The organism is Phycobacter azelaicus (assembly GCF_014884385.1).
In the GTDB taxonomy this organism is placed as follows: Bacteria; Pseudomonadota; Alphaproteobacteria; order Rhodobacterales; family Rhodobacteraceae; genus Phycobacter; species Phycobacter azelaicus.
In genome coordinates, this window is record NZ_WKFH01000003.1 from 1,505,161 (window position 1) to 1,530,235 (window position 25,075).

The 25,075-nt window shown below is 62.2% G+C and carries 19 protein-coding genes; 11 read left to right on the forward strand and 8 right to left on the reverse strand.

Going from position 1 to position 25,075, the window contains the following annotated elements; all coding sequences use genetic code 11:
• Positions 1-31 precede the first annotated feature (31 nt).
• Positions 32-2,869, reverse strand: coding sequence for a DNA polymerase I (gene polA / locus INS80_RS08195; RefSeq protein WP_192965156.1), 2,838 nt, complete (start codon positions 2,867-2,869; stop codon positions 32-34).
• Positions 2,870-3,038: 169 nt separating this feature from the next.
• Between polA and INS80_RS08200 the strand changes: the two genes are divergently transcribed.
• Both INS80_RS08200 and INS80_RS08205 read left to right on the forward strand, forming a co-directional pair.
• Positions 3,039-4,889 carry an amidohydrolase gene (locus tag INS80_RS08200; protein ID WP_192965157.1) on the forward strand — a complete coding sequence of 617 codons (1,851 nt, stop codon included), beginning with the start codon at positions 3,039-3,041 and terminating at the stop codon, positions 4,887-4,889.
• Positions 4,890-5,097: 208 nt separating this feature from the next.
• Positions 5,098-6,003: a hypothetical protein gene (locus INS80_RS08205; protein WP_192965158.1), complete on the forward strand. Its 906-nt coding sequence runs from the start codon at positions 5,098-5,100 to the stop codon at positions 6,001-6,003.
• A gap of 93 nt (positions 6,004-6,096) precedes the next feature.
• Here INS80_RS08205 and INS80_RS08210 read toward each other — a convergent pair whose 3' ends face one another.
• On the reverse strand, positions 6,097-7,245 hold the full coding sequence (locus INS80_RS08210; RefSeq protein ID WP_192965159.1) for an aromatic ring-hydroxylating oxygenase subunit alpha: 1,149 nt from the start codon (positions 7,243-7,245) through the stop codon (positions 6,097-6,099).
• A 101-nt stretch (positions 7,246-7,346) separates the two neighbouring features.
• On the opposite strand from INS80_RS08210, the gene INS80_RS08215 reads away from it, so the two are divergent.
• On the forward strand, positions 7,347-7,922 hold the full coding sequence (locus tag INS80_RS08215; RefSeq protein WP_192965160.1) for a TetR/AcrR family transcriptional regulator: 576 nt from the start codon (positions 7,347-7,349) through the stop codon (positions 7,920-7,922).
• Between the two features lie 73 nt (positions 7,923-7,995).
• On the opposite strand, the gene INS80_RS08220 is transcribed toward INS80_RS08215, so the two are convergent.
• The gene (locus INS80_RS08220; RefSeq protein ID WP_192965161.1) at positions 7,996-8,178 is read right to left on the reverse strand and encodes a zinc-finger domain-containing protein; all 183 of its coding nucleotides are present in this window, start codon (positions 8,176-8,178) and stop codon (positions 7,996-7,998) included.
• Positions 8,179-8,249: 71 nt separating this feature from the next.
• Between INS80_RS08220 and INS80_RS08225 the strand changes: the two genes are divergently transcribed.
• Together INS80_RS08225 and INS80_RS08230 are read left to right on the forward strand one after the other, a co-directional pair.
• On the forward strand, positions 8,250-9,179 hold the full coding sequence (locus INS80_RS08225; protein ID WP_192965162.1) for an ABC transporter ATP-binding protein: 930 nt from the start codon (positions 8,250-8,252) through the stop codon (positions 9,177-9,179).
• Between the two features lie 11 nt (positions 9,180-9,190).
• Positions 9,191-9,658, forward strand: a complete 468-nt coding sequence (locus INS80_RS08230; protein WP_192965163.1) for a GNAT family N-acetyltransferase — start codon at positions 9,191-9,193, stop codon at positions 9,656-9,658.
• 111 nt (positions 9,659-9,769) lie between these two features.
• Here INS80_RS08230 and INS80_RS08235 read toward each other — a convergent pair whose 3' ends face one another.
• A complete protein-coding gene (locus INS80_RS08235; protein ID WP_192965164.1) occupies positions 9,770-10,234 on the reverse strand; it encodes a DUF1203 domain-containing protein in 465 nt (154 codons plus the stop codon).
• 211 nt (positions 10,235-10,445) lie between these two features.
• Between INS80_RS08235 and INS80_RS08240 the strand changes: the two genes are divergently transcribed.
• From INS80_RS08240 to INS80_RS08255, 4 genes are all read left to right on the forward strand, one after another.
• A complete protein-coding gene (locus INS80_RS08240) occupies positions 10,446-13,340 on the forward strand; it encodes an error-prone DNA polymerase (protein ID WP_192965165.1) in 2,895 nt (964 codons plus the stop codon).
• 189 nt (positions 13,341-13,529) lie between these two features.
• Entirely contained in the window at positions 13,530-15,047 is a 1,518-nt protein-coding gene (gpmI, locus tag INS80_RS08245) for a 2,3-bisphosphoglycerate-independent phosphoglycerate mutase (protein ID WP_192965166.1), read from the forward strand.
• The gene (locus tag INS80_RS08250; protein ID WP_192965167.1) at positions 15,044-16,192 is read left to right on the forward strand and encodes a murein hydrolase activator EnvC family protein; all 1,149 of its coding nucleotides are present in this window, start codon (positions 15,044-15,046) and stop codon (positions 16,190-16,192) included. Before gpmI ends, INS80_RS08250 begins: the two co-directional genes overlap by 4 nt.
• 7 nt (positions 16,193-16,199) lie before the next feature.
• The gene (locus tag INS80_RS08255) at positions 16,200-17,540 is read left to right on the forward strand and encodes a S41 family peptidase (RefSeq protein WP_192965168.1); all 1,341 of its coding nucleotides are present in this window, start codon (positions 16,200-16,202) and stop codon (positions 17,538-17,540) included.
• A gap of 93 nt (positions 17,541-17,633) precedes the next feature.
• Here the strand turns inward: INS80_RS08255 and INS80_RS08260 are convergent, their stop codons facing one another.
• Positions 17,634-18,245: a hypothetical protein gene (locus INS80_RS08260; RefSeq protein WP_192965169.1), complete on the reverse strand. Its 612-nt coding sequence runs from the start codon at positions 18,243-18,245 to the stop codon at positions 17,634-17,636.
• Positions 18,246-18,523: 278 nt separating this feature from the next.
• Here INS80_RS08260 and INS80_RS08265 point away from each other — a divergent pair, with 278 nt between their 5' ends.
• Complete coding sequence (locus INS80_RS08265) at positions 18,524-19,594, forward strand: bifunctional transcriptional activator/DNA repair enzyme AdaA (RefSeq protein ID WP_192965170.1); 1,071 nt, start codon at positions 18,524-18,526, stop codon at positions 19,592-19,594.
• An 8-nt stretch (positions 19,595-19,602) separates the two neighbouring features.
• Here the strand turns inward: INS80_RS08265 and INS80_RS08270 are convergent, their stop codons facing one another.
• From INS80_RS08270 to INS80_RS08280, 3 genes are all read right to left on the reverse strand, one after another.
• Positions 19,603-19,971 (reverse strand): hypothetical protein, encoded by a 369-nt coding sequence (locus INS80_RS08270; protein WP_192965171.1) that lies wholly within the window; start codon positions 19,969-19,971, stop codon positions 19,603-19,605.
• A gap of 11 nt (positions 19,972-19,982) precedes the next feature.
• Entirely contained in the window at positions 19,983-20,744 is a 762-nt protein-coding gene (locus INS80_RS08275; RefSeq protein ID WP_192965172.1) for a DUF6478 family protein, read from the reverse strand.
• A 106-nt stretch (positions 20,745-20,850) separates the two neighbouring features.
• Positions 20,851-21,441, reverse strand: coding sequence for a hypothetical protein (locus INS80_RS08280; protein ID WP_192965173.1), 591 nt, complete (start codon positions 21,439-21,441; stop codon positions 20,851-20,853).
• A 472-nt stretch (positions 21,442-21,913) separates the two neighbouring features.
• Between INS80_RS08280 and INS80_RS08285 the strand changes: the two genes are divergently transcribed.
• On the forward strand, positions 21,914-25,072 hold the full coding sequence (locus INS80_RS08285; RefSeq protein WP_226892587.1) for an ABC transporter transmembrane domain-containing protein: 3,159 nt from the start codon (positions 21,914-21,916) through the stop codon (positions 25,070-25,072).
• The last annotated feature ends 3 nt before the right edge of the window (positions 25,073-25,075 follow it).

Sequence of the window (25,075 nt, forward strand, 5' to 3'; positions counted from 1 at the left end):
CAGCGATGGGGCAGCTACCGCCCGCCCCTGATCAGTGCGCCTCGGCCCAGTTGTTGCCTGTCCCTGCATCCACGGTCAGTTTGACGTCCAGATGCACCGCCGGGTCGGCGGCGCTTTCCATGACGCGGCGGGCGGTTTCGATGGTTTCATCGACCGCCGCCTCGGGCACTTCGAAGATCAATTCGTCGTGCACCTGGAGCAGCATCTTGGCGGGCAGGTGGGCGATGGCGTCGGGCATACGGATCATGGCGCGGCGGATCACGTCGGCGGCGGTGCCCTGAATGGGCGCGTTGATCGCGGCGCGTTTGGCAAATCCGGCGCGCGGCCCCTTGGCGTTGATCTCGGGCGTGTGGATCTTGCGGCCGAACAGGGTCTGCACGTGGCCGTGTTCCTTGGCGAACTCCACCGTGCTGTCCATGTATTTGCGGATGCCGGGGAAGCGCTCGAAATAGCGGTCGATAAAGCCCTGCGCCTCGCCCCGCGGGATGCGCAGGTTGCGCGCCAGACCAAAGCCCGAGATGCCGTAGATCACACCAAAGTTGATCGCCTTGGCCTTGCGGCGGATGTCCGGCGTCATCTCGTCCAGCGGCACGTCGAACACCTCAGACGCAGTCATCGCGTGAATGTCCAGCCCATCGGCAAACGCCTGTTTCAGCGTGCCGATATCGGCCACATGGGCGAGGATGCGCAGTTCAATCTGGCTGTAGTCGAGCGAGACCAGCTTGTTGCCCTCTTCGGCCACGAAGGCCTCGCGGATGCGGCGGCCTTCCTCGGAGCGGACGGGGATGTTCTGCAGGTTCGGATCCGCCGAGGCCAGCCGCCCGGTGTTGGCGCCGGTCTGCACATAAGATGTATGCACCCGCCCAGTCTCGGGGTTGATGTGATCCTGCAGCGCGTCCGTATAGGTCGATTTCAGTTTCGACAGCTGCCGCCAGTCCAGCACGCGGGCGGGCAGCTCGTGTTCGGTTGCCAGCTCTTCCAGGATATCGGCGCCGGTGGCATAGGCGCCGGTCTTACCCTTCTTGCCGCCCTCGATCCCCATCTTGTCAAACAGGATCTCGCCCAATTGTTTCGGGCTGCCCACGTTGAAACTTTCGCCCGCCAGCGTGTGGATCTCATCCTCAAGCGCCGCCATCTTTTGGGCGAAGGCGTTGGACATGCGGCTGAGCGTGTCGCGGTCGACCTTGATGCCGTGACGCTCCATCCGGGCAAGAACCGGCGACAGGGGGCGTTCCAGCGTTTCGTAGACGGTGGTGACCTTCTCGCGGTGGAGCTGCGGTTTGAATAGCTTCCACAGGCGCAGGGTGATGTCTGCATCCTCGGCCGCATAGGGCACCGCGTCGGCAACCGGCACCCGGTCGAATGTGATCGCGGATTTGCCGGTGCCCAGCAGCGATTTGATGGGGATCGGCGTGTGATCAAGATAGCGTTCAGAGAGCGTGTCCATGCCGTGGCCGTGCTCACCGCCATGAAGGGAATAGGACAAGAGCATGGTGTCATCATAGGGCGCGACGGTGATGCCATCGGCGAACCCTTCGCCACGCTGGCGCACCATGATCTTGGCATCATATTTCATGTTCTGGCCGATCTTGAGGATCGCGGGATCCTCAAGCACCGGTTTCAGCATCGACAATGCGGTGTCGAACTCCATCTGCCCCTCGGCCAGCGCGTCAGAGCCGAACAGATCGTCGCCGCCCGCCTCGGCCTTGTGGGTGAGGGGGATATAGCAGGCCTCTCCCGGCTCGACGCAGAGCGAGATACCGACCAGATCGGCGGTCATTTCATTGAGGCCCGTGGTTTCGGTGTCAAAGGCGACCCAGCCACGATGGCGGATGCGGTCGATCCACTTTTGCAAGGAGTCGGCATCGCGCACGCATTCGTATTTTTCGGCATCAAAAGGTGCCGCCTCTGCCGGAGTATCCTCGATCGGGGTGCCTGCGGGGGCTTTCGGTTCGGGTATGACCGGCGCCTCGCGGCCCATCTGCTTGGCCATGCGGGTGCTGAGGGTGCGGAACTCCATCTGCGCCAGGAAATCGAGCAGCGTATCGGGATCCGGCTCCTGCAGCTCCAGATCCTCCAGCGTGAAGTCGAGGGTCATGTTGCAATCCAGCTGCACCAGCCGTTTGGACAGTTCGATCTGCTCGCGCATCTCGATCAGGGTCTGGCGGCGCTTGGGCTGTTTGATCTCTTCGGCGCGGTCCAGAAGCTCTTCGAGCGAGCCGAATTCATTGATCAGCAGTGCTGCGGTCTTGATCCCGATCCCCGGCGCGCCGGGCACGTTGTCCACACTGTCGCCTGCCAGCGCCTGCACATCGACCACGCGCTCCGGGGCGACGCCGAATTTCTCCACCACGCCGTCGCTGTCGATGCGCTTGTTCTTCATTGCATCCAGCATCTCGACGCCGCCGCCCACCAGCTGCATCAGGTCCTTGTCCGAGGAAATGATGGTGCAGCGTCCGCCCGCGTTTCGCGCCTGATGGGCGAGGGTGGCGATGATGTCATCGGCCTCGAACCCTTCGATCTCCTTGCAGGCGATGTTGAAGGCGCGGGTGGCATCGCGGGTCAGCGGAAACTGCGGGCGCAGGTCTTCGGGCGCGGGGGGGCGATTGGCCTTGTAAAGATCGTAAAGATCGTTGCGAAAGCTTTTGCCTGAGTGATCGAAGATCACCGCCACATGGGTCGGTGCATCGGGGCCAGTGTTTGCCTCGATGTACTTATAAAGCATGTTGCAAAAGCCCGCGACGGCCCCGATCGGCAGCCCGTCGGATTTGCGAGTCAGCGGGGGCAGCGCGTGATAGGCACGAAAAATGAAAGCCGAGCCGTCAATCAGATGAAGATGGCATCCCTTGCCGAATTGTGTCTCGCTCATCGCCGATACTCCCGTTTGGCCCTGTTATCGGTGATCGCGCCCGGAAGGGCAATTGCCCTTTGCCCAGAGATCCGCCGGTTTGTCCTGCAGGCAAAAGTTGCGGGTGACATATGAGCAATCCGCCTTATGGTGAACGAGACTTGCACCGTTTTGTTTTCAGGAGTTGGAGATGAGCAAACACATTCATGGCTGCATCTGTTGCAGTGGCGATTTCGGGCAGATTTTCAAGACAAACCAGCGGGTTAAGGACCTGAAAGAGCAGGTGGCCGAGGGCAGCTGGTCCAGCCGCTGGGGCATGGACCTCGGCAGCCTTGGTCGACGCGATTTCCTGAAAGGTGGCGCGGCCATTGCCGGCCTTGCGGCGGCCCTTCCGAGCGGGGCAAAGGCGCAAGGGACATCCACGCTTGTCTTTACCGGCGGCACGGTGCTGACGGTCGATGAGGATTTTTCCGAGGCCGAGGCCATCGCCATTCGTGGAAACCGGATCCTGGCGGTGGGCACTGCGGGTGAGGTGCGCTCGGTTGCCGGGGCGGATGCCCTTGTTGTCGATCTGGAGGGCAAGACCGTCCTGCCAGGTTTTGTCGATCCCCATACCCATGTGGTCAGCGGCGCCGTGATGGATGCGGTGATGGAATATGTCGGCATGGCGCGTTTCGGCACCGTGGCCGAGGTGCTGGATCACATCGCCGCCCGCGCGGCAGATGCGCCCGCAGGGGAATGGCTGGTGTTCCGTAACTTTGACCCTGCGGTGCAGGAGGGTGCGGACGAGCTGACCTTTGCCGATTTCGATGCGATCTCCACCGAGCATCCGATCTTTGTGATCAATGCTTCCGGGCATCTGGCCTATGCCAATCTCGCCGCCTTTGAGGCCTCCAATGTGCCGATGGATGTGCAGAACCCTCCGGGTGCAGAATTCGTGCGCGATGCCGATGGCAACCTAACTGGCGTCATCAAGAACAACGTGGCCTTCCTGCAGGTGCTGAGCGGATATCCCAAGCTGGCCTCGACCGATCCTGTGGATGCGCTGGTGGGGCTTTTGTCGAAATGGAGTGCCCTCGGCCTGACAACCGTCAGCGAGCTGGCCCTTGGTGGCCTCACGCAGTCCCCGGCGGATGTGGATATCCTGATGGGAGCGGCGGCGACGGGCCGTCTGGCGGCGCGCCTGCGCGGCTATCCCTTCTATTCCATCGGGGCTGATGTCTGGGACGCCGCCGATATCACTCCGAACATGGGTAACGCTCTGGCCCGTGTATCGGGCTACAAGCTGGTCGCGGACGGGTCGAACCAGGGCTACACGGGTCTTCAGCGCGAGCCCTACCTCAACTCAGACAATTACGGCATTGCCTATATCGCCCCTGATGATCTGGTCGAGATGGCGGTGGAGCGTGCCAGCAAGGGCTGGCAGCTGGCGATCCATGGCAACGGCGATGCGGCCATCGACAATGTCCTGGACGCCTGCGAGGCGGTGCGCGATGCAGGGATAGACATGAGCCGGGTGCGCGCACGCATCGAGCACTGCTCGATCCTGCATGATGAACAGATCGCCCGCATGAAGGAGCTTGGCGTTTCGGCCAGCTTCCTGATCGGCCACGTCCACTACTGGGGCGTCGCCATGCGCGACGAGGTCTTTGGCGAGGAAAAGGCGCAGCTCTTGGATCGCTGCAAGAGTGTCGAGGACGCGGGCGTTGGCTTCACCATCCATTCCGATTTTACCGTGACCGACCCGGACCCGCTGCACATGATCGAAATGGCGGTGACGCGGAAGACCTGGAAAGACCCCGATTATGTGTTGGCGCCGGATGAAAAGGTCTCGGTCGAAACCGCCATCCGCGCGATCACGTCCGAGGCGGCCTGGCAGCTGTTCTCGGATCACGAGGTGGGCAGCCTGGAGCCGGGCAAGCTGGCGGATCTGGTGATCCTCGATCAGGACCCGCGCAAAGTGGATCCCGACACCATCAAGGACATCGCGGTGCTGGAAACCTGGATGGACGGGCGCCAGGTCTACAAGCGCGGCGCATAAAGCAGCTGGCCAGGGGTACCTTTTGCCCCTGAGCCGAACCCCTACATTCTGGTTTGCAGGTTCCCAAGCGTAAACACTCTGTTTCCGCTTGGCGCGCGCTCTGCCGCCCTTTTGTCGAGAATTTGTGCTAATTTCGCCCCGTTCCAAGTTGGGGTGCGCGCCAAGGCGCGACGCCTCCGCAATTGCTCGTTTCGTAAAGGGGGTCACGATGTCGGATCACACAAAGGTTTTTTCCTACTCGGTCGAGGGACTGTCTTACACGGTCACCCTCTATGAACAGGACGGGCAGATTTTTGCGGATATCTCCGTCGCCGAAGGGAGCATGGATGTGAACGCCATCTATTTCGGGGACGATACCCTTTCCGGCGACAGCGAGACACTGAGCGGCCCGCTCAACATGAACGGAGCGGAGAGCGACGGTGAGCCAATTCAATGGGACGAGGCCATCAAACTGAGTGATCCGGGTCTTGGACCTGAGGGTGCAGACAAGGAAACCTACCTTGAGGCGGGCGATACCCTGACGCTTGAGCTGGATGTGCAAAGCCTGGATGAGGTCGATATTTTCGGCATCCGCGCAACCTCGACGACCACCGATGCGGGGTCGATCAAGGCGGTTTCCGATGACCCGGAAGAACCGGAGGAGCCAGAAGAGGATCCCACCTACCAGAAGGTGTTCTTCGGTCAGGAGTTCTCGGATGCCGGTGATCCCTTGGGTGGCACCTTCATCCTGGATGAAGAACCCGACCCGAACCCCTATAACAACCTGGCCCTGCCTGAAGGCACCGAGCCGACTTTTGAGAATTACCTGAACTATTTCACGTCCGAAGAGGTCGGCGGTGATGTGACCACGCTGCAATCCGTTGTCTTCTATCAGACCGCCGAGGATGGCTCCCTTGTGGAGGAGTTCCGCTTGGATGCACCCGAGGGCGGTTTCCAAAGCGCCGATGATCTGCTTGCGGCCTATGATGCGGCGATTGAGGACGGGATACTGGCACCCGCATCCGGCGCGGACGACGGGTCCGATCTGATGGCCGTGTTGAGCCTGGAGCCGGGCATGGACGCCCCGGCAGAGGAGGACCTGATGCCCGAGGTCGAGGATATCGACCTCGCCTGATCCCGCTTGTCAGCTTTTGCACGGGAACCCAAAAGGCGCCTTGGATCTTCTCACGGGCGCCTTTTCCTTTGGGCGCCTGGCAAGCTTGACCGATCAGCCCGCGATCAACTCCTCGACCAGCAGGTTAAACCGGTTCAACGCCCCTTCGAACCTGCCAAAAAGATGGCTCGGGTTCCCGCGTGAGGCAAAACCCGCCTGAATTTCTTCGCCCAGATCAAAATCCTCCCTCAGGGTCATATGGGTGATCTTGTGGTTCTTCTCCCAATGCGCCTGCATCTGTGGCGTATCGGGCGTGTCCGCTGGCACCAGCGTTGCAAGGCGCATTCGGGTTTGGCCCTCCGACAAAGGCGTGCTGTTGATCCAGACAATATGATCCTGTTGCACCAGCATCTGCGTTGTCGGCATCAGGGAATAAAGAAGGTTGGCGTCCTTGCGAATGGACCACTCCTGTTCGGGTGTGTCGCCCAGAGCGGTCATCGTACGGCGCGGCAGGACCGATCGCATGTGTGATCCAAACATCTGGTAGGTCGACAGGTTGTCCGGGAAATGCGGCGCAATGGTTGCCGCATGGGCGACGCGAAAATGGTAGGCCTCGATCCCGCCTTCGACGAGAACCTTCCAATTCGCAGCTATCTCGATTGTCTCTTCTACGGCAATGCGGTGATCGGCGAGCGCCAACCAATCCAACTCTGCGGCCATGCCTCCGAGCCAATTGTCAACGTTCAGATCTCCGCCTGCATCCGGGTCTGCGATCACCCAGATGAAGCCATGCGCCTCGGCCGCCGGCAGGCGGCGCAGCCCGCGTTCACTGCGGGGAAGGTCCGGGAAGCCCTGTGCCTCTTGCGGGACGGCGCGCAAATCCCCGTCGTTTGTCCAACTCCAGCCATGATAGGGGCAGGTGAATACCCGCTTGCAGCCCGACGTCTCCCGTTCCAGCCGGGCGCCCCGATGGCGGCAGACGTTGAGAAAGGCGCGCACCTGCCCCGAATCATCTCGGGCCAAAAGGACCGGCAGCCCCATGACATCGCGCGCAAGAAAGGCCCTTGGCTCTGCCAGCTCGCTGGAATGGGCGGCAACCGTGGGTTTGCGGCGAAAGATCATCGCGCGCTCACGCTCAAAGCGATCTGGGCTGCAATACCGGGAGATCGGCGAATGCGAGATCGACGCATCCAGATAGGCCGATTTCTGCTCGGCCAGCCCGATGATTTCCTTGATGAGGGTGATTTCCTCGGTCCGGTCCATAGTGCTGCCTCCCAGTGCAAAATGCCTTACCATATGGTAAGTAACTTACTGCGTGGTAAGTTGTCAATAATGGCCTATGATGGCCACACAGGAGTATGCATATGGCTGAACACACAGAGGCAGCAGATCGCTATGTGAAACTGGCTTCCCGGCATTTTGCCGAGCGCGGATACACAGGCGTCAGCCTTGCCGCCATCGCCAGGGAAGCGAAGGTCACCAAACAGGCGCTTTTGCATTTCTTTGGCACCAAGGAGCGACTTTATGCGGCGGTGCTCTCCGCGCTGGCCACGCGCCTATGTACAGAAATCGATGAGCTGCCGGGCGAGCGTGCAGAGGACCGTCTGATGCACTACTTTGAACGCCAGGGCGTTGGCAGTTTGCAGGATGCGCGCCTCGTGATCCGCGCGCTATTGGAAAGCGACGAGACGGCAAAAATCTGGCCGCTGAAACCCTATCTGGACAAACTGGTGGTCTTGGCCCTGCAAACGGAACGCTGGCAAGGCGCTGCACAGGAAGAAGTGTTGGCAGGCCTCTATCAGCTTATCGGAGCATCCCAGTATTTTTCAATTTCCACGCCAACCCTTTCAGGCATGTATGGAACAGGCGCGATGGAAGCGCTGCACCAGCACACGAGGCAGAACGCCAAGGAGGCTGTTGCTGCCTTCCTGGGCAGGTAGTCCGCGGCGCAAATGACAAAAGGCGCCGCCGGATGGCCGGGACGCCCTTGTTCATCTGGTCGGGTGAAGCTGGTCAGTCGACCTTGCCCTCGAAATCCTTGTGGATGTACTTGCAGTCGCAATAGGGGCATTCGACCCAGCCGGTATCCTCGGGGATCTGCAGGTAGACCCGCGGATGTCCCAGCGCGCCTTCGCCGCCGTCGCAGGCGACACGGTAGCTGTCAACGATCTTGGTTTCAGGCGCTTCGATGGTCATCGGCTGGCGATCCTCTTGCTGATGGGGTAGGGGCTTTATGTGACAGGACAGCCGAGGGAGCAAGAGCCGCGATGACTGATGATGCAATCCGGATCGAAAGCTTGCGCAAAACCTACAAAGGGGCAAAGGGCCAGCCCGAGAAACACGCGCTGAAGGGTATCGATCTCACCGTTCCGCGCGGATCGGTCTTTGGCCTGTTGGGGCCCAATGGTGCCGGTAAGTCGACCCTGATCAACATTCTCGCGGGGCTGGTGGTAAAAACCAGCGGCAAGGTGACGATCTGGGGCTTCGATCAGGATGAGAACCCGCGCCAGAGCCGGGCCTCGATCGGGGTGATGCCGCAGGAGCTGAATCTGGATCCCTTCTTTACCCCACGCGGCGCGCTGGAGGTGCAGGCGGGTCTTTATGGCGTGCCGAAATCCGAACGCTACAGCGATGAGATTCTGCGCATGATCGGGCTTGAGGACAAGGCCGAGGCTTATGCCCGCACCCTCTCGGGCGGCATGCGGCGGCGGCTCCTCTTGGGCAAGGCGCTGGTGCATCGTCCAAACATCCTCGTGCTGGATGAACCCACCGCCGGCGTCGATATCGAGCTGCGCCAGATGCTCTGGGACAACGTGCGCAAGCTCAATGAACAGGGCATGACCATCATCCTGACCACCCACTACCTCGAAGAGGCCGAAGAGATGTGCGACGAGATCGCCATCATCAACCAGGGCGAAGTGGTGGCGCGCGACAGCACCGCGGACCTTTTGGGCCGTCTTGATGCCCGCGCCATGGTGGTGCACCCAGCCGCGCCGGTCAGCGATCTGCCCCAGGGCGCAGGGATCGAGGCCGAGCTGCGCGGCGATGGCGCCGTGGTGCTGCGCTATCACAGCCAGACAACCAGCGCCGAGGACGTGCTGGCCGCCGTGCGCGCCGCCGGGATCACCATCCGCGATGTAAAGACCGAAGAGGCGGATCTGGAGGATGTCTTCCTCGCCCTCACGAAATCCCGCTAAGGGGCGCCCCGATGCGCATTCGCGCGTTTGAACCTCGCGATGGCGTCGATTGGGGCCGCATCTTTCACGCCGCCGTGCACGGCATTGGCGTGCGCGACTACACCCCCGCCCAATGCGAGGCCTGGAGCCCGGAGGAAGCTCCGGCAAAGGTGATCCGCGAACGCGCTCGCGATGGTCGCACCATTTGGGTAGCTGCAGACAGGGCGGATGTTGCCCAAGGCTTTATCGAGCTGGAGCCGGACGGCCATATCGACTGTTTCTACATCGCACCGGTTCACGCGGGCACCGGGATGGGTGCGGCGCTTTATGCCGCGCTGGAGGAAGAGGCCAATAGCCGAGGTCTTGCCCGCCTATATGTCGAGGCCAGCGAAGCCGCCCGCCGGTTCTTTCTGCGGCACGGTTTCACCGATCAGGGCCGCCGCGAGTTCACCCGCCGGGGCGTTTCCATGCACAACTACGCGATGGAGAAGGCGTTGTAGGCGCAGCGTAAACACAGACCTGTGTGTCCGGCCAATAGGCCGGGCAGCCCCCGCCCGCCCCCATGGCGGGGGCTTTGTCCCCACCTCGGCTAGGCGCTGCCCTACTTGCATTCACCCCCGGTCGATCCGCGCCTTATAGCAGTTGTTGCGGGCGGATCTTATGTGGATGTAGGCGACGCGGGGATCGGTGAAGATCTGCCCGGCCTGTTCTAGCATCTGCGCCTGCTCTACCACCGCTCCGGTGCCGTAGACGATGCGGTCGTCTGCACCGTAGCCCTTGACCAGGTAATCGGGGGAGCCTTGCAGCGCCTCGGGCATCTCACCCCCGTCATAGCGGGGGCATTCATCCGCGCACAGGAAGATGGGGCCGACCTCTGCATAGGGCTGTGGCGCGGGAAAGGGGCGGTGGGCGAGGATCAGCATCTCCGCGCCCTTGGGGATGTAGCGCAGGCAATGGCGGCAGGGATTGCCGCCGCCGTCGGATAGGCAGCGTTCCGGCGGCTGTCCGTTGGCGTCTGGGCCGCCTGCTTGAAGGGTGCGGGTGATGTTGGTGGGAAGGGCGGTGATCTTCAGCATGGGGTGTCTCCTGTTTGGCATCAGTACTGCCGTTTTCCGAAGGGGCAGAGCGACCCGGATCCTGCGCATCTGACCGATGGGGGGCTCCCGCCCGTCTCAAAACCGGCAGAGCCGGGTTTTCGCCGGTTGGGCGTGGCGCGGATCCCCCTTCGGGCGTGATCCGCGGGGGCGACTCGATATCGGAACAAAACGTGAATATATAGGTGAGGTCATGTCTGTTGAGTTTGCGATTCTGTCCAATTTCACCTTTCTCACCGGGGCCTCGCACCCGGAGGAGTATGTGGCGCGCGCGGTTGAGCTGGGGATCGAGGCGCTGGCGATTGCGGATGAGAATTCGGTTGCCGGGATCGTGCGCGCCCATAGCGCGGCGCGTGATATTGCCCGCCGCGTGGGTGAGCGGCAGGCCTGGGACCGGGAGAATATGCCCATCGGGCCGCCCCGGCCTGCGCATATCCCGCCCGTGCCCTCTTTCCCGATCTATGCGGTGCCACGTCTGATCCCGGCGGCGCGGCTGGTCTTTACCGATGCGCCACCGGTGATCGCCCTGCCCATGGATCGCAAAGGCTGGGGGAGCCTGTGCCGGATGCTTTCGACCGGGCGGCTGCGGGCCGAGAAAGGCGCGTGTCATCTGCAGATGTCTGACCTCTTGGAGTTTGCCGACGGTCTCCACCTGCTTCTGTTGCCACAGGCGGAGCCTCTGCCGGGCGGCGCGGGCGGGTGGGGGCCGCATATGAAAGCGCTGACGCGCCGCTTTGCCGGACGGATGCACCTGATGATGTCCCCTGCCTATGACGGGCGGGATGGACACCGCTTTACCCGGCTTGCGGCCCTGGCCGATGAACTGAGCCTGCCCACGATCGCCAGCGCCGCCCCGCGTATGCACCATGGATCGCGCCGCCGCCTTGCGGATGTGCTGAGCGCCATCCGCCTGCGCTGCCGGGTAGAGGATCTGGGCCGCGCCGCCCTTGCCAATGCCGAGCAGCGCCTGCGCGCACCGGAGGAGATGAAGCGCATATTCCGAGGCCACGAAGACGCCCTGATGCGCGCGCAGGATCTGGCCGCCAGCCTCACCTTTTCGCTGGATGAGCTGCGCTATGACTACCCGGACGAAGGGCTGGAGGGCGAAACCTCATCCCAGCGTCTGCGCCGTCTTGCCGAACAGGGGCTGATCTGGCGCTATCCGGCAGGCGCTCCGCCAAAGGTCCGCGCCATGCTGGAGCATGAGCTGACCCTGATCGCCAAGCTGAAGTATGAGCCTTACTTCCTGACCGTCCATGACATTGTCGACTTTGCGCGCTCCCGCGGGATCCTGTGTCAGGGACGCGGCTCGGCGGCCAATTCGGTGGTCTGCTACTGCCTTGGCGTCACCTCGGTCAGCCCGGAAATGGGCACCATGGTTTTTGAACGTTTCGTGTCCGAAGCGCGCGACGAGCCGCCCGACATCGATGTGGATTTCGAGCATGAGCGTCGTGAAGAGGTGATCCAATGGATCTACGAGCGTTACGGTCGCCACCGGGCGGGGCTGTGCGCAACCGTGATCCACTACCGGGGCAAACGCGCCATCCGCGAGGTGGGCCGCGCCATGGGGTTGAGCGAGGATACCATCGCCGCCATGTCCTCGCAGCTCTGGGGGAGTTTTGACCGCAGCGGCGCGAACCCCGCCCGCCTGCGCGAGATCGGCCTGGACCCGAACGCGCCCCGCCTGCGCCAAACGCTGGATCTGGTGGGGCAGATCATCGGCTTTCCCCGGCATCTGTCGCAGCACGTGGGCGGTTTCATCATCACCGCAGGCCGTCTGGACGAATTGGTGCCGATCGAGAACGCCACCATGGAGGGGCGCACGGTCATCTGCTGGGACAAGGACGACATCGACGCGCTGGGCATTCTCAAGGTCGATGTCCTTAGCCTTGGCATGCTGACCTGCATCCGCAAGGCATTCGATCTGATGCGGCAGCATCACCGGCTGGACTACGCCCTCGCCACGCTGCCGCCCGAGGATCCCGCGGTTTATGACATGCTGTGCCGGGCCGACAGTATCGGGGTTTTCCAGGTCGAAAGCCGGGCGCAGATGAACTTTCTGCCGCGTATGCGGCCGCGCAACTTCTACGATCTGGTGATCGAGGTGGCGATCATCCGCCCCGGTCCCATTCAGGGCGATATGGTCCACCCCTATATCCGCCGCCGCAACGGAGAGGAGGCGGTGGAGTTTCCTTCGGATGCGCTGGGTGAAGTGCTGGGCAAGACCCTTGGCGTGCCGCTGTTTCAGGAGCAGGCGATGCAGATCGCCATGGTGGGCGCGGGCTTTAGCCCCGAACAGGCCGATAGGCTGCGCCGCTCCTTGGCGACCTTCAAGAAGCACGGCAATGTCTCCGAATTCCGCAGCCTGTTCCTGCGTGGCATGGCACGCAACGGCTATGACGCCGACTTCTCAGAGCGCTGCTTTTCTCAGATCGAAGGGTTCGGCGCCTATGGCTTTCCTGAAAGCCATGCGGCCAGTTTCGCGCTTCTGGTCTATGCCTCGGCCTGGATCAAATGCCACCATCCGGGTATCTTTGCCTGCGCTTTGCTCAACTCCCAGCCGATGGGGTTCTATGCGCCCGCGCAGATCGTGCGGGACGCCCGCGCCCATGGGGTTGAGGTGCGCCCGATCTGCATCAACGCCAGCTACTGGGACAATGTGATGGAGCCGGACGGGCAGGGCGGGCTGGCGCTGCGCCTCGGCTTTCGCCAGATCAAGGGCCTCAGCGACGAGGATATCAGCTGGCTGACGGCGGCGCGCGGCAATGGCTATACCGAGGTGCAGGACGTCTGGCGCAAGGCGGGTCTGCCGCCGCCGGTGATCGAACGGCTGGCCGAGGCGGATGCCTTTGCCGTTCTGGGCCTGTCCCGTCGTGAGGCGCTGTGGCAGGCCAAGGCGATCACCGCGAAGAAACCACTGCCCCTGTTCGAGCGCGAGCTGGAGGGCGAGGCGATAGATGAACCCGCCGCCCACCTGCCGCAGATGAGCATCGGCGAGGAAGTGGTGGAGGATTACGTCTCGATGCGCCTGTCTTTGAGGGCGCATCCCGTCGCGCTGCTGCGGCATATCCTGTCGCCAGAGGGCTGAGGGCAACTTGGTCCGGCACCGCCCTCCCCCTTGGGAGGGCGCTTTGAACCCACCCAGGGTCGGGCGCGACCCTCAGCAATACGTGCACCCATTGCCACATCTGGCGCTAACGGCGGTTTCCCAATGCGCGGCAAGCCTGTAGAAGGCATCTCAACGCTGACACAGTCCGACTATCCCGGAGACCTACCGATGAGCAGACCCAAACCCGTTGTTCTTTGCATTCTTGACGGCTGGGGCACAGGGGAGCCGGGGGTGGCCAATGCCCCTCATATGGCGAATACACCCACTTTCGATGCGATCATGGAAAACGGTCCCACCGCGCGGCTGATCACCCATGGGCCGGATGTGGGGCTACCCTCGGGGCAGATGGGTAATTCCGAGGTGGGCCACACCAATATCGGCGCGGGCCGGGTGGTTGCGATGGATCTGGGCCAGATAGACCTTGCCATCGAGGATGGCTCTTTCTTTCAGAACGATGCTCTGCAGGACTTCATTGCCAAACTGAAGGAAACCGGCGGCGCTGCGCATCTGATGGGGCTGGTCTCGGACGGGGGGGTGCATGGGCACATCACCCATATCCTGGCCGCGATCAAAGCGATCCGCGACGCAGGCGTGCCGGTCTGGTTGCATGCCGTGACGGACGGGCGCGACGTGGCACCGAAATCCGCCTTTGGCTATTTCGAGGAACTGAAGGAAAAGATGTCCGAAGGCGCGCGTGTTGCCACCGTGACGGGCCGCTATTACGCCATGGACCGCGACAACCGCTGGGAGCGCGTCAAGGAAGCCTATGATGCCATGATCAAGGCGCAGGGGCGCAGCGTGCGCGATGCCCATCACGCGGTGGATCATGCCTACAACCAGTCCGAAACCGATGAATTCATCGGTGCCAGCGTGGTGGCGGGCTATGAGGGGGTGAAGGACGGCGACGGCTTCTTCTGCCTCAACTTCCGCGCCGACCGCGCGCGTGAGATCCTGCGCGCCATCGGCGAGCCGGGCTTTGCCGATTTCGACACCGGTGCGCGCCCCGAACTGGCGGGGCTTCTGGGGATGGTGGAATATTCCGACGGGCACAACGCCTATATGACCACCTGCTATCCCAAGGCGCCCATCGTCAACACGCTGGGGGAATGGGTCGCGAAACAGGGCCTCACCCAGTTCCGCCTGGCCGAGACCGAGAAATATCCGCACGTGACCTTCTTCCTCAACGGCGGCAAGGAGGAACCGGAGGCGGGCGAGGACCGCTACATGCCGAAATCGCCAAAAGTGGCCACTTATGATTTGCAGCCCGAGATGTCGGCGCCTGAGGTGACAGAGAAATTCGTCGAGGCGATCGAGAAGGGTTATGACCTGATCGTCACCAATTACGCCAACCCGGACATGGTCGGTCATACCGGCGACATTCAGGCTGCGATCAAGGCCTGCGAGGCGGTGGATCAGGGCCTGACCCAGGTCGTTGCCGCGCTCGAAAAGGCGGGTGGCGCCATGCTGGTGACAGCCGATCATGGCAACTGCGAAGTGATGATCGATCCCGAAACCGGGGGCGCCCATACTGCCCATACCACCAACCTTGTGCCGCTGGCGTTGGTCGGCGGACCCGAAGGGGCAACCTTGCGCGATGGGCGCCTTGCGGATCTGGCGCCGACCCTGCTGGACCTTATGGGCTTGCCCAAGCCGGACGAGATGACCGGCGAGAGCCTGCTCGCATGACTTTGCGTCCCTCCAGCCTGTTCTGCGGACTTGTGCTGTGTCTTGCGCTGGCGCTACCTGCGCAGGCCGAAACCGAAGCCGCGCGCGCGGCGCGGCAAGCGGCAGCGCAGCTGGAGGCGGCAACGCTGAAACTGGAGCAGGCTGACAGCGCCCGCGATAGGGTAAAGGCGCTAAGCGAGACCATCCGAGCCTATGAGGCGGGCCTGGCCGCCATGCGCGACGGTCTGCGCGGCGTGGCGCGACGCGAATCCCAGCTTCTGGCGCAGCTGCGTGCTCGCGAGGAGGAGGTTGCCGAGCTGGTGGGTATTATCCAGACGATCGAAACCTCCTCGCCGCCGGTTCTGATGCTGCACCCGTCCGGGCCCTTGGGCGCGGCGCGCTCTGCGATGATGCTGGCCGAGGTCACGCCGGGTCTCAATGCGCGCGCCGAAGCGCTGCGCGCAGATCTGGAAGAGGTGCAGACCCTGCGCCTGTTGCAGCAGGCGGCGGCGGAAAAGCTGCAAGAGGGGCTGAGCGGTATCCAGACCGCCCGCACTGAGCTGTCGACGGCCATCGCGGATCGCACCGACCTACCCAGACGCTTTACCGAGGATCCAATCCGCACCGCGTCCCTGATTGCCTCGACCGAGACCCTGTCTGGTTTTGCCAGCGGCCTTTCCGAGATCGCCGATGGCGAGGTGATCCAGAGTCGCGCCGATGTGAGCGACTTGCGCGGGGATCTGCCCTTGCCGGTCGAAGGTCTGGTGCTGCGCACGTATGGCGCGCGCGATGCTGCGGGGATTGCGCGCCCCGGCATCCTAGTGGCCGCGCGCCCGCGTGCGCTGGTAACATCGCCGACGGCAGCGACGATCCGCTATCGCGGCCCTTTGCTTGATCTTGGCAACGTGATGATTCTGGAGCCGCAGCCCGACACGCTGTTCATTCTGTCCGGCCTTGCCGAGGTTTTTGGTACGGCCGGAGAGGTCATCCCCGAGGGCACACCTGTCGGTCTGATGGGCGGTGAGGCGCCGCAAGCGGGGGCGATTTTGTCACTAAGCGGTGAAGGGGGTGGAACTGACCGCACAGAAACGCTCTATATAGAGGTGAGAATGGACAACAGCCCGGTGGATCCTGAAACATGGTTCGACGCCGGAAAAGGTGGATAAAGGTTTCATGAAAAAATTCGCGATGGCCGCATTTGGCGGAACGCTGGCAGGGATCGTGGCAACCACTTACGTGGCTGGCCCCCTCTTGGCTCAGGAAGGCGCCCGCGAGGCGACGGTCTATGAGCAGCTTGATCTCTTTGGCGATATCTTCGAACGGATCCGCGCACAATATGTCGAAGAGGTGGATGAGAAAGAGCTGATCGAAGCGGCCATCGGCGGCATGTTGTCGTCGCTCGATCCGCACTCCAGCTATCTGTCACCGGATGACGCGGCCAGCATGCAGGTGCAGACCAAGGGAGAGTTTGGCGGACTTGGTATCGAAGTCACCCAGGAAGAGGGTTTTGTGAAGGTCGTCTCGCCCATCGATGGCACCCCGGCGGATGAGGCCGGGATCGAGGCTGGCGATTTCATCACCCATGTGGATGGCGAAAGTGTGCTTGGCCTGTCGCTGGACGAGGCGGTGGATATGATGCGCGGCCCGGTGGGATCCGAGATCATCATCACCGTGGTGCGTGAAGGTGAGCCGGAACCCTTTGACGTCTCAATCATCCGCGACACCATCAAGCTCACCGCCGTGCGCGCCCGCACTGAAGGTGACACCGTGGTGATGCGGATCACCACCTTCAACCGCCAGACCACGCCAAACCTGGAAAGCGGCCTGAAAGAGCAGATCGAAGCCGCAGGTGGCATCGACAACGTGAACGGTATCGTTCTGGATCTGCGCAATAACCCTGGCGGCCTTCTGACGGAGGCGATCAAGGTCGCGGACAGCTTCCTTGACAGTGGCGAGATCGTTTCGACCCGTGGCCGCAACCCCGAAGACGGCGAGCGTTTCAACGCAACGCCCGGTGATCTGTCGGGCGGTAAGCCCATCGTGGTGCTGATCAACGGCGGTTCGGCTTCGGCCTCGGAAATCGTTGCTGGCGCCCTGCAGGATCACCGCCGCGCCATCGTTGTGGGCACCAAATCCTTTGGCAAAGGCTCGGTTCAGACCGTCATGCCACTGCGTGGTGATGGCGCAATGCGTCTGACTACGGCGCGTTATTACACGCCTTCGGGCCGCTCGATCCAGGCGCTGGGCGTCAGCCCGGACATCGTGGTGGAACAACCCCGCCGCAGCCCTGCAACCGAGGAGGAAGAGGCAGCCTCGGCGGCACATCGCTCTCGTTCGGAGGCGGATCTTCGCGGGCGCCTCAACAATGACAGCCTGACAGAGGACGAAGTCCGTCAGATCGAAGAAGATCGCGAAAAAGCGGAAAAAGCTGCCGAACTGCGGGAACAGGACTACCAGCTGGCCTATGCCATCGACATTCTGAAGGGGCTGACCGCGCTCGGTCCGAACGACTGATCCGGGTGAGGAGAAGAAGTGGAAAGGCCGCCCCGTTGGGGCGGCCTTTCTGCCTGGGTTCGGCCCCAATGGCGTTTTTGTACCGTCAGGGCGTCACTCCAGGTCAATGAAAATCTGCGAGGCGACACCAGCCTCAAGCAAGGCCTCCTTGATTTCATCAATCGCATTGACATCGGGCGAGCTGACAATGACCACATCGTTCACCACCAGGGAATAGAGCGGCGCATCCGGCGCAAGATTTGCCAGGTACTTCTCGGCTGCCAGCCGTGATTTCGGACCCCACTTTCCGTCATAGGACACGCCAATCGTGTACTGCGCGTCCATGGTCATCTCCTTGCTGACAGTGTTGCCGTCGTTCAGATCCTGCAAGACCTTTTGAAGCTCCGCCTCATCAGTGATGCGTTCGGGCACGAAGACATTTGTGCAGGTCTCGACCTCTCGGTATTTGGTGACGGTGTTCTTGCTGGTTTCATTGGCAACGGCGCCACCAACGATGGCCCCGACGGCAGCGCCGGCGTTTTTGTCGGTCACGACCTTTCCGATCACTCCGCCAACTATTGCTCCGCCGATTATCTTTTCAGGACTGCCGCCTTTGACGGTTTCCTGATAAGGCACCATCTGCGTTTCGCACCTGGTCTCGTATGACCCTGCAAATGCCTGGGATGCCATTAGAATGGCCGTTGCTCCTGCTGCCAAAAATCTCATGTCTTGTGTCTCCTTGTGCAGGCTGAAAAGCGCCCGCTGCCTCCTGCACGACGCTACGCCTGTCGGCAGGTCGCCGCCCGGTGACACGCTGGCTGTCGCCACTGGTCCCGTCGGCCAATCAATCTTGTGGCTATCAAGCCGTACGCTCAATGGTTATTCAATATCACGGCGGGATTTCGCCCGTTTCAGGGCTGCGGCATGACCCTCAGGCAAACCCGGTTGAAATAGGCGCCCGGAAACCGGCGGCATCCGGCGGCGTGCTGGGCTAGGGTGGCCTCATGATGTTCGATCTGCCTGATTCCCGTACCCTGTACAAAGCGCTGCTGTCCCGTGATGTATCTTATGATGGGCGCGTCTATGTGGGTGTCACGTCAACCGGCATCTTTTGCCGCCTGACCTGCCCGGCGCGCAAACCCAGGTTCGAAAACTGCCGGTTTTTCCAGACGCCGGGCGACTGTATCGACGCAGGATTCCGCCCCTGCAAGCGTTGTAAGCCCCTGGCCGCCGCCGCCGGAGAAGATCCCACGGTGCAAGCCCTTCTGGCCGCCCTTGAAGAACGCCCGACCCACCGGTGGCGCGAGAGAGATATAAATGCCCTTGGGTTTGATCCTTCCACAGTACGGCGCAGTTTCCGGCGCCATTTCGGCATGACCTTCCTCGAAATGGCCCGCCAGCGCCGTCTGCGCGAGGGGTTCACGACGCTAAAGGCCGGGGAGCCGGTGATCGCAGCGCAGATCGAAGCGGGGTTCGAGTCCCCTTCTGCCTTCAGGGCCGCCTTTGCTCGCTTGACGGGTCTGGCACCGGGCAGTTTCCGTTCGGATGCCCTTTTGCTGGCCGATTGGATAGACACGCCCCTTGGCCCCATGATCGCGGTTAGCTGTGCGCATCGGCTGCACCTTCTGGAGTTTGCGGATCGCAAGGCCCTCCCAAGGGAAATGATGCGGCTGGCAGCCTCTCAAGCTGGCGGTATCGGCTTTGGTCGTCCAGCGCCGACGGATCAGGTGGCACTGGAATTGAACGGCTATTTCGCAGGCACCTCGGATCGATTTGAAACACCGTTGGCCTTGCACGGCACGCCCTTCCAGCGGGCTGTCTGGGACCTCCTGCGCGATATCCCGGCGGGAGAAACGCGCAGCTATTCCCAGATTGCCAAGGATTTGGGGCGTCCGTCTGCTACGCGCGCGGTGGCTCGTGCCAATGGGGCCAATCAACTGGCGCTGGTCGTGCCCTGTCACCGGGTTCTGTCTGCCGACGGGAACCTCACGGGATATGGCGGCGGTCTGTGGCGCAAACAGCGCCTGATCGAGATCGAGGCCGATCTGGCGCGCGCAAGGGGAACAGCGGCCTGATAACCGGATCAGGCAGTCTCCACACAGTGACGCCGGAAGGCCCGTTTCAGCATGTCGAGCTCTGCCCGCAGGAGGTCTACCTCGGTCCGCAGGTCTGTGGAGTCCACATCCCCCCCAAGGAGCGTGAAATGGTACAGTGGTTTATCCTGCCCTGCGCAGGTGATGACGAAACTGTGCACGCCATCAGCTACGGCCGCCGACGGGATCGGTATGACCAGCTCCCAGACACCTGCCGTTTCGGTTTCGTTCAGGCTGACATCGCTGACGGGTTGATCAAGGTAGAGCACCGTGATGTCCGGCTGCTCGCCGCCCCCGCTCACATGGCCTTCCCAGCGGCCATTGCGGAAACGGATCTTGGTGATTGTCAGATCGCTCATCTCGGAGGGCCTCACAGGTTGGCGCGGCGATGCCGGGCAAAGGTCAGGTCGCGCAGCACCACCTGGTTCATCTCGGGCGCTTCAAAGATCAGATCAAGCCAGGCGCTCTTGACGCGCTTTTCGTTGATTTTCGTATAGGCCAGATCGAACTCCACGCCCATGCGGCGTTCACCGTGGGGCAGCTCTCGCACGATCTGTTCGGTGTTCGGCCCGTGGCTGATGTTGAGCCTGGCAAAGATCTCGAGCGGTCTTTCGGTCTCAACGATGGTGTCAAAGCGGATCAGGTGCTGACGGGTCAGTCCTTCCAATGCGCCTTGAGGCAGGGCGATAACCAGAGACAGGAACGAGCCGTCGAAGTTGAAAACATCCAGGCGCAAGCCATGGGGGGCAAGGTCTTCTTCGCGCGTATTGCGCAACTGGCGCAGGGTCAGCTCGGAATAGGCACAATCATGGAACACCTGCACCTCACTGCCGACCTTGGCCTTGGATGGCACCGAGGACAGGCCGGGAACCGGCAGGGGACCGCGCCATGCCTCTGGGCGCCAGGACCAGTCGCTGCCATGAGGCGTCGGAAATGAGCTGGACCCGATATGCGGCAGAGCGAGCCGCCCTTCGGCCACATGCAGCAGCCGGTCAAGGCGCGATTTGAGCTGCCGTGCCCGGTTTTGTTGGCGGCGCAACTCGTTGAGGGGGGCGGTTTCCACCTTATTGGCGATGCGGCCCCAATGGCGCAGGGTGCGGCGATGCAGCAGCTTTTCCATAATCCTGCTCATGACTTCTGGGGCCCTGCCTTCTGACTGTTGTTGCCTTGCCGGTTTTACCGGTCACGGTCCTTGGCGCATATGCCCGAACCGCTGCCGACAATCTAGCCGCTCCGGATCAGTCAAATAAACCTGCAATTCGCTCCGTGAGAGAGAGATTTGTGCCGCCGCCGGATTTTAGGGGCGCTTTTGCCTGCTGCTCGCGGTCACCGCGCGCAACAGGCCGCAAGGCGCCCGAGGGGATGCGGCGCGGCAGGTGAGTAGTGACAGGGGGTGAAACAGTCGTAGCCACCACTGGCTGCAGAGCAGAGGCGGCGCGGGTGCGCTGGGCCATCTGATCGAGCAGGTCTGCGCCGCGTGCATCAAGCAGCGGGCTTTGCTCCGGGGCGTAGAGCGCCAGCAGGATCACGTAACCGTCCTGCACAAAGGCGCCGCGCCAGTGCTCGGAACTGGCCCCTCGCGCGCCGTGATCCGGCATATCCAGTTTGACCAGCGGCAGCGTCCCTCCGTTGCGTTCTTCCAGAACATGCGCTCCCGGCACGCTTGCCGCCAGCTCTGATAGCGAAGGGGAGGCTCGGCCATCGGCGGCCTTGCCGAGAGTGGCGGTTATGACGGCGCTTTTGCCAAAGCTGGCAAAGACCCCCCTGACGCCCAGCCTGTCGCAGCGCGGCAGCAGGGCAAATCCGTCGGCCGCATCCCGCCGGAGCATCTTTTTATCAAAACAATAACCTGCGGGCGCTGCCAGTACGATATCAGCGCCATCCATGGCCACTGCGGTCAGCCGGTCAGTGCCCGCGCTTGGTGCGGCGAAAGGAAGACCGCCGCTCGGCACCTGATCGCAAGCGGACACAACGGCGAAGACAGAGAATGCCGCAAACCCATTTGCACGGCGGCCAAGGAACCGCAGCGCGTGCGTGACACGATCTTTTATGCTCGCTCTTTTGCCCAGCTTTGCTGCTCCCCCGGCAGGCGCTTCTCTCAGTGCGTCCAACAGGGATAGATGCGGCAAAGGAACAGGACAAGAGGCAAGGCTCTTTGGCCCGGCTCCACCTTGTCAAAATGCACAGTGCTGCCTAGTTTTACGAGATTGTTTTTGACCGGGCGGCCTGAGGGAAGCCAAAGCGTGATGAACGCTGCGGGGTCGTTTCAAATCGTCAGCACAGGTAAGACCGGGTGGCATCATGAGATCGATAAAATCCGGTTCGCCCTCCAAGGGGGCGCAGGCTTTGCCGGTTTCACTCTTCGCCTTTATCTGGGCACATTCGCGCCGTCAGCAATTCCTGCTGCTTGCGCTTACTGTTCTGACCTTCCCGTTTCTTTATGCCAGTCTAGAGCTGCCAAAACGGATCATCAACGATGCCATCGGCGCCGAGGCGCCGGTGATCGATGTCTGGGGCGGGCATCAGGTCGGTCAGGTCGATTATCTATTGCTTTTGTGTCTGGCGTTTCTAGGGGCGGTTCTCTTGGGCGGCATGATGAAGATGCGGCTCAACACCATGAAAGGTATCGTGGCCGAACGCCTGCTGCGGCGCCTTCGCTATACGCTGATCAGTCGCATGATCCGCTTTCCGCGGCCCTATTTCCGCACCACCAGCCAGGGAGAGCTGGTGTCGATGATCACATCAGAGAGCGAACCCATGGGCGGCCTGATGGGCGATGCGGTGGCGCAGCCGGTGTTCCAGCTGGGGCAGATGCTGACCATCGTGACCTTCCTGTTCATGCAAAGCGTCTGGTTCGGTCTGGTGTCGGTGGCGCTCATTCCGCTGCAGGCCTGGCTCATTCCGATGCTGCAGCGCCAGATCAACTTGCTGAACAAGGACCGCATTCAGGAGGTGCGGATGCTGGCTGCCGAGATCGGTGAGACCGCTGCCGGGATAGAGGATCTGCGCGCCAATGGCGGCTGGCGGTATCGCCTGGCGCAGGTCTCGGACCGGCTGGGGCGCCTGTTCGAGATTCGCCGCCGGATCTACACCAAGAAGTACTTCATGAAGTTCCTCAACAACATGATCGGCCATATGACACCTTTCGTGTTCTACTCGGCGGGGGGCGTTCTGGCGATCCGGGGGGACATCACCGTCGGGGCGCTGGTCGCGGCGCTGGCGGCCTACAAGGATCTGTCGGCCCCGTGGAAAGAGCTGTTGACCTACTACAACCAGGTGCAGGACATGTCCCTGCGCTGGAAGATCATGGTGGACCGCTTTGCCCCGCGCGGCATGATCGATGCGGCGCTGATCGAGGGAGAGCCAGATGACATCCCGCACCTGCGCGGGGATATCGAAATGCGGGGTGTCTCGGTTCGGGACGGTGATGGCAATATCGTGCTCGAAGATATCTCCTTGACCATTCCGGCGGGCAGCAGGGTTGCGATCAAAAGTTCCAGCGACAGCGCGCGGGCGGCCTTTGGCCAGTTGCTGACCCGCGAGATCATGCCCGCGCGCGGAACGATCGAGGTGGCCGGGCATCGGTTTGACCAGTTGCACCAGGGAGTGATCGCCGCCCGCATCGGATATGCCTATTCGCACCCCTACCTCTTTTCCGGCTCCCTTGGCGACAACGTCCTGATGCCGCTGCGCAGCCGCCCCGGCAACGTCAGCCGCGACAATGCGACCTTGCGCAAACAGGCCGAGGCTAAGCGGGCCGGCAACAGCGGCGATCTTTTGGAGGCCGACTGGGTCAATCCCGAATTGGCGGGTCTCGGCTCCGAAGGGGACCTTCGTGACTGGTGGTTTCAGCTGATCGAGGCGATGGGTATCGATGAGCAGCTGTTTCAGCGCACCCTCCATGCTCGGTTCGAAAGCGGCGCCCATCCGGCGCTGGTGCAGCACATCATCCGCCTGCGTCCCATCATTCGCGAGCGTTTGCAGGACGCGGGCCTTGCGGACGCGGTACATCACTTTGATCCGGAACGCTTCAACCCGGCGGTGCCCCTTGCCGGGAACATCCTTTTTGCCGTGCCGACCCGCGAGGTGCCGGTGGAAGAACTTATCGCTCCCGGCGGGCTGCTGCTGCGCTTGATCCGCGAACAGGGTCTCAGCGCCGAAACCATGGGTATCGGCCTTGGGGTGGTGGATACGCTTATCAAGACCTTCGGGCGCGAGGACACGGACCATCCCCTGTTTCTGCGTCTGGGCATCGAGGAGGATCTGTATCGGCGCCTGTGCAGCGCGGCTGAACAGTTCACGTCGCAGGGTAGCGGCGGCATGTCAGAAGAGGAGCAGGCGCTCCTGATGACGGTGCCGTTCCTGTTGAGCGAAGAGCAGATCGGATCAAGCCTGCCCGATGACTTCAAGGCACGCATTCTGAAAATTCGCAAAAGTCACGCCGCACGTTTGATCGCTGAGACCGAAGGGCTGTTTCAACCGCTGAAAGAGCAGGCCTATTTCGCGCGCCTGTCGGTTCTTGAAAACGCGCTTTTTGGGAGAATATCACTCCGCGCCGGGGCGCGGGCGGCACAGGTTGAGGCTGTTGTGGCCGAGGTGCTGAAATCCCACGGCCTGCAAAAACGCCTGGCGCTGATCCTTTATGATCTGCCAACTGGTCTTGGCGGCTCGATGCTGGAGCCGGTGTTCCAGGAACGCGCCGCCTTTACCCGTGCCGCCATCAAGCGGCCCGACATCCTGATTCTGGACAAGGCTCTTGCCAGCCACAGCGCCGAGAACCGCCTGCGCACGCGGGATCGCCTGCGCGGTCTGATGCCGCAGACCACCATGATCTTCATGGAGGATCATATCCAGCATCCTGAGCGATATGACCTCTATTTCGAGATCCGCGATGGGAGGATCGATGGCGTCAAGCGGCGCAGCGAAGGGGTTCCGGAGGGGGCTGGAACCAGCGATTTCGCGGCCAAGTTCGACATCATTGCGGGAGCCGATCTTTTTGCGCAGCTCGATACCCGCAACCAGCGGCTTTTGGCGTTTTCTGCGGGCTGGCACGAGGTGCCCGCAGGCGAGCGGGTGTTTGCTGCCGGGGAAAGTGGCGATGCGGTCTACCTCTGCCTGTCGGGCCGGGCCGAGCTCAGATGGCCAAACGCACCAGAGGGGGCCGCGCCGGTTTCCGTGATTGAGCCGGGACGGCTGATCGGCGATCTGGCGGTGATCACGAAAGACACCCGCAAATTGGATCTTTTTGCAGCCGAGGACTGCAGGTTTCTGCGCATCGGCGCCACGGAATACAAGGCGGTGATCGAAAGCGATATCAACGCGGCCCTGCGCCTGCTAGAGACCACTGCGGGCCATTTGTCCAATGCTGGTGACAGGATGCTGTCGATGGCGCAGCAAAGCGCACAAGGCGGAGTGCAGGACGCGGCGGGGAACGTGGGGCCGGAACCGAACAAGGACTAAGAC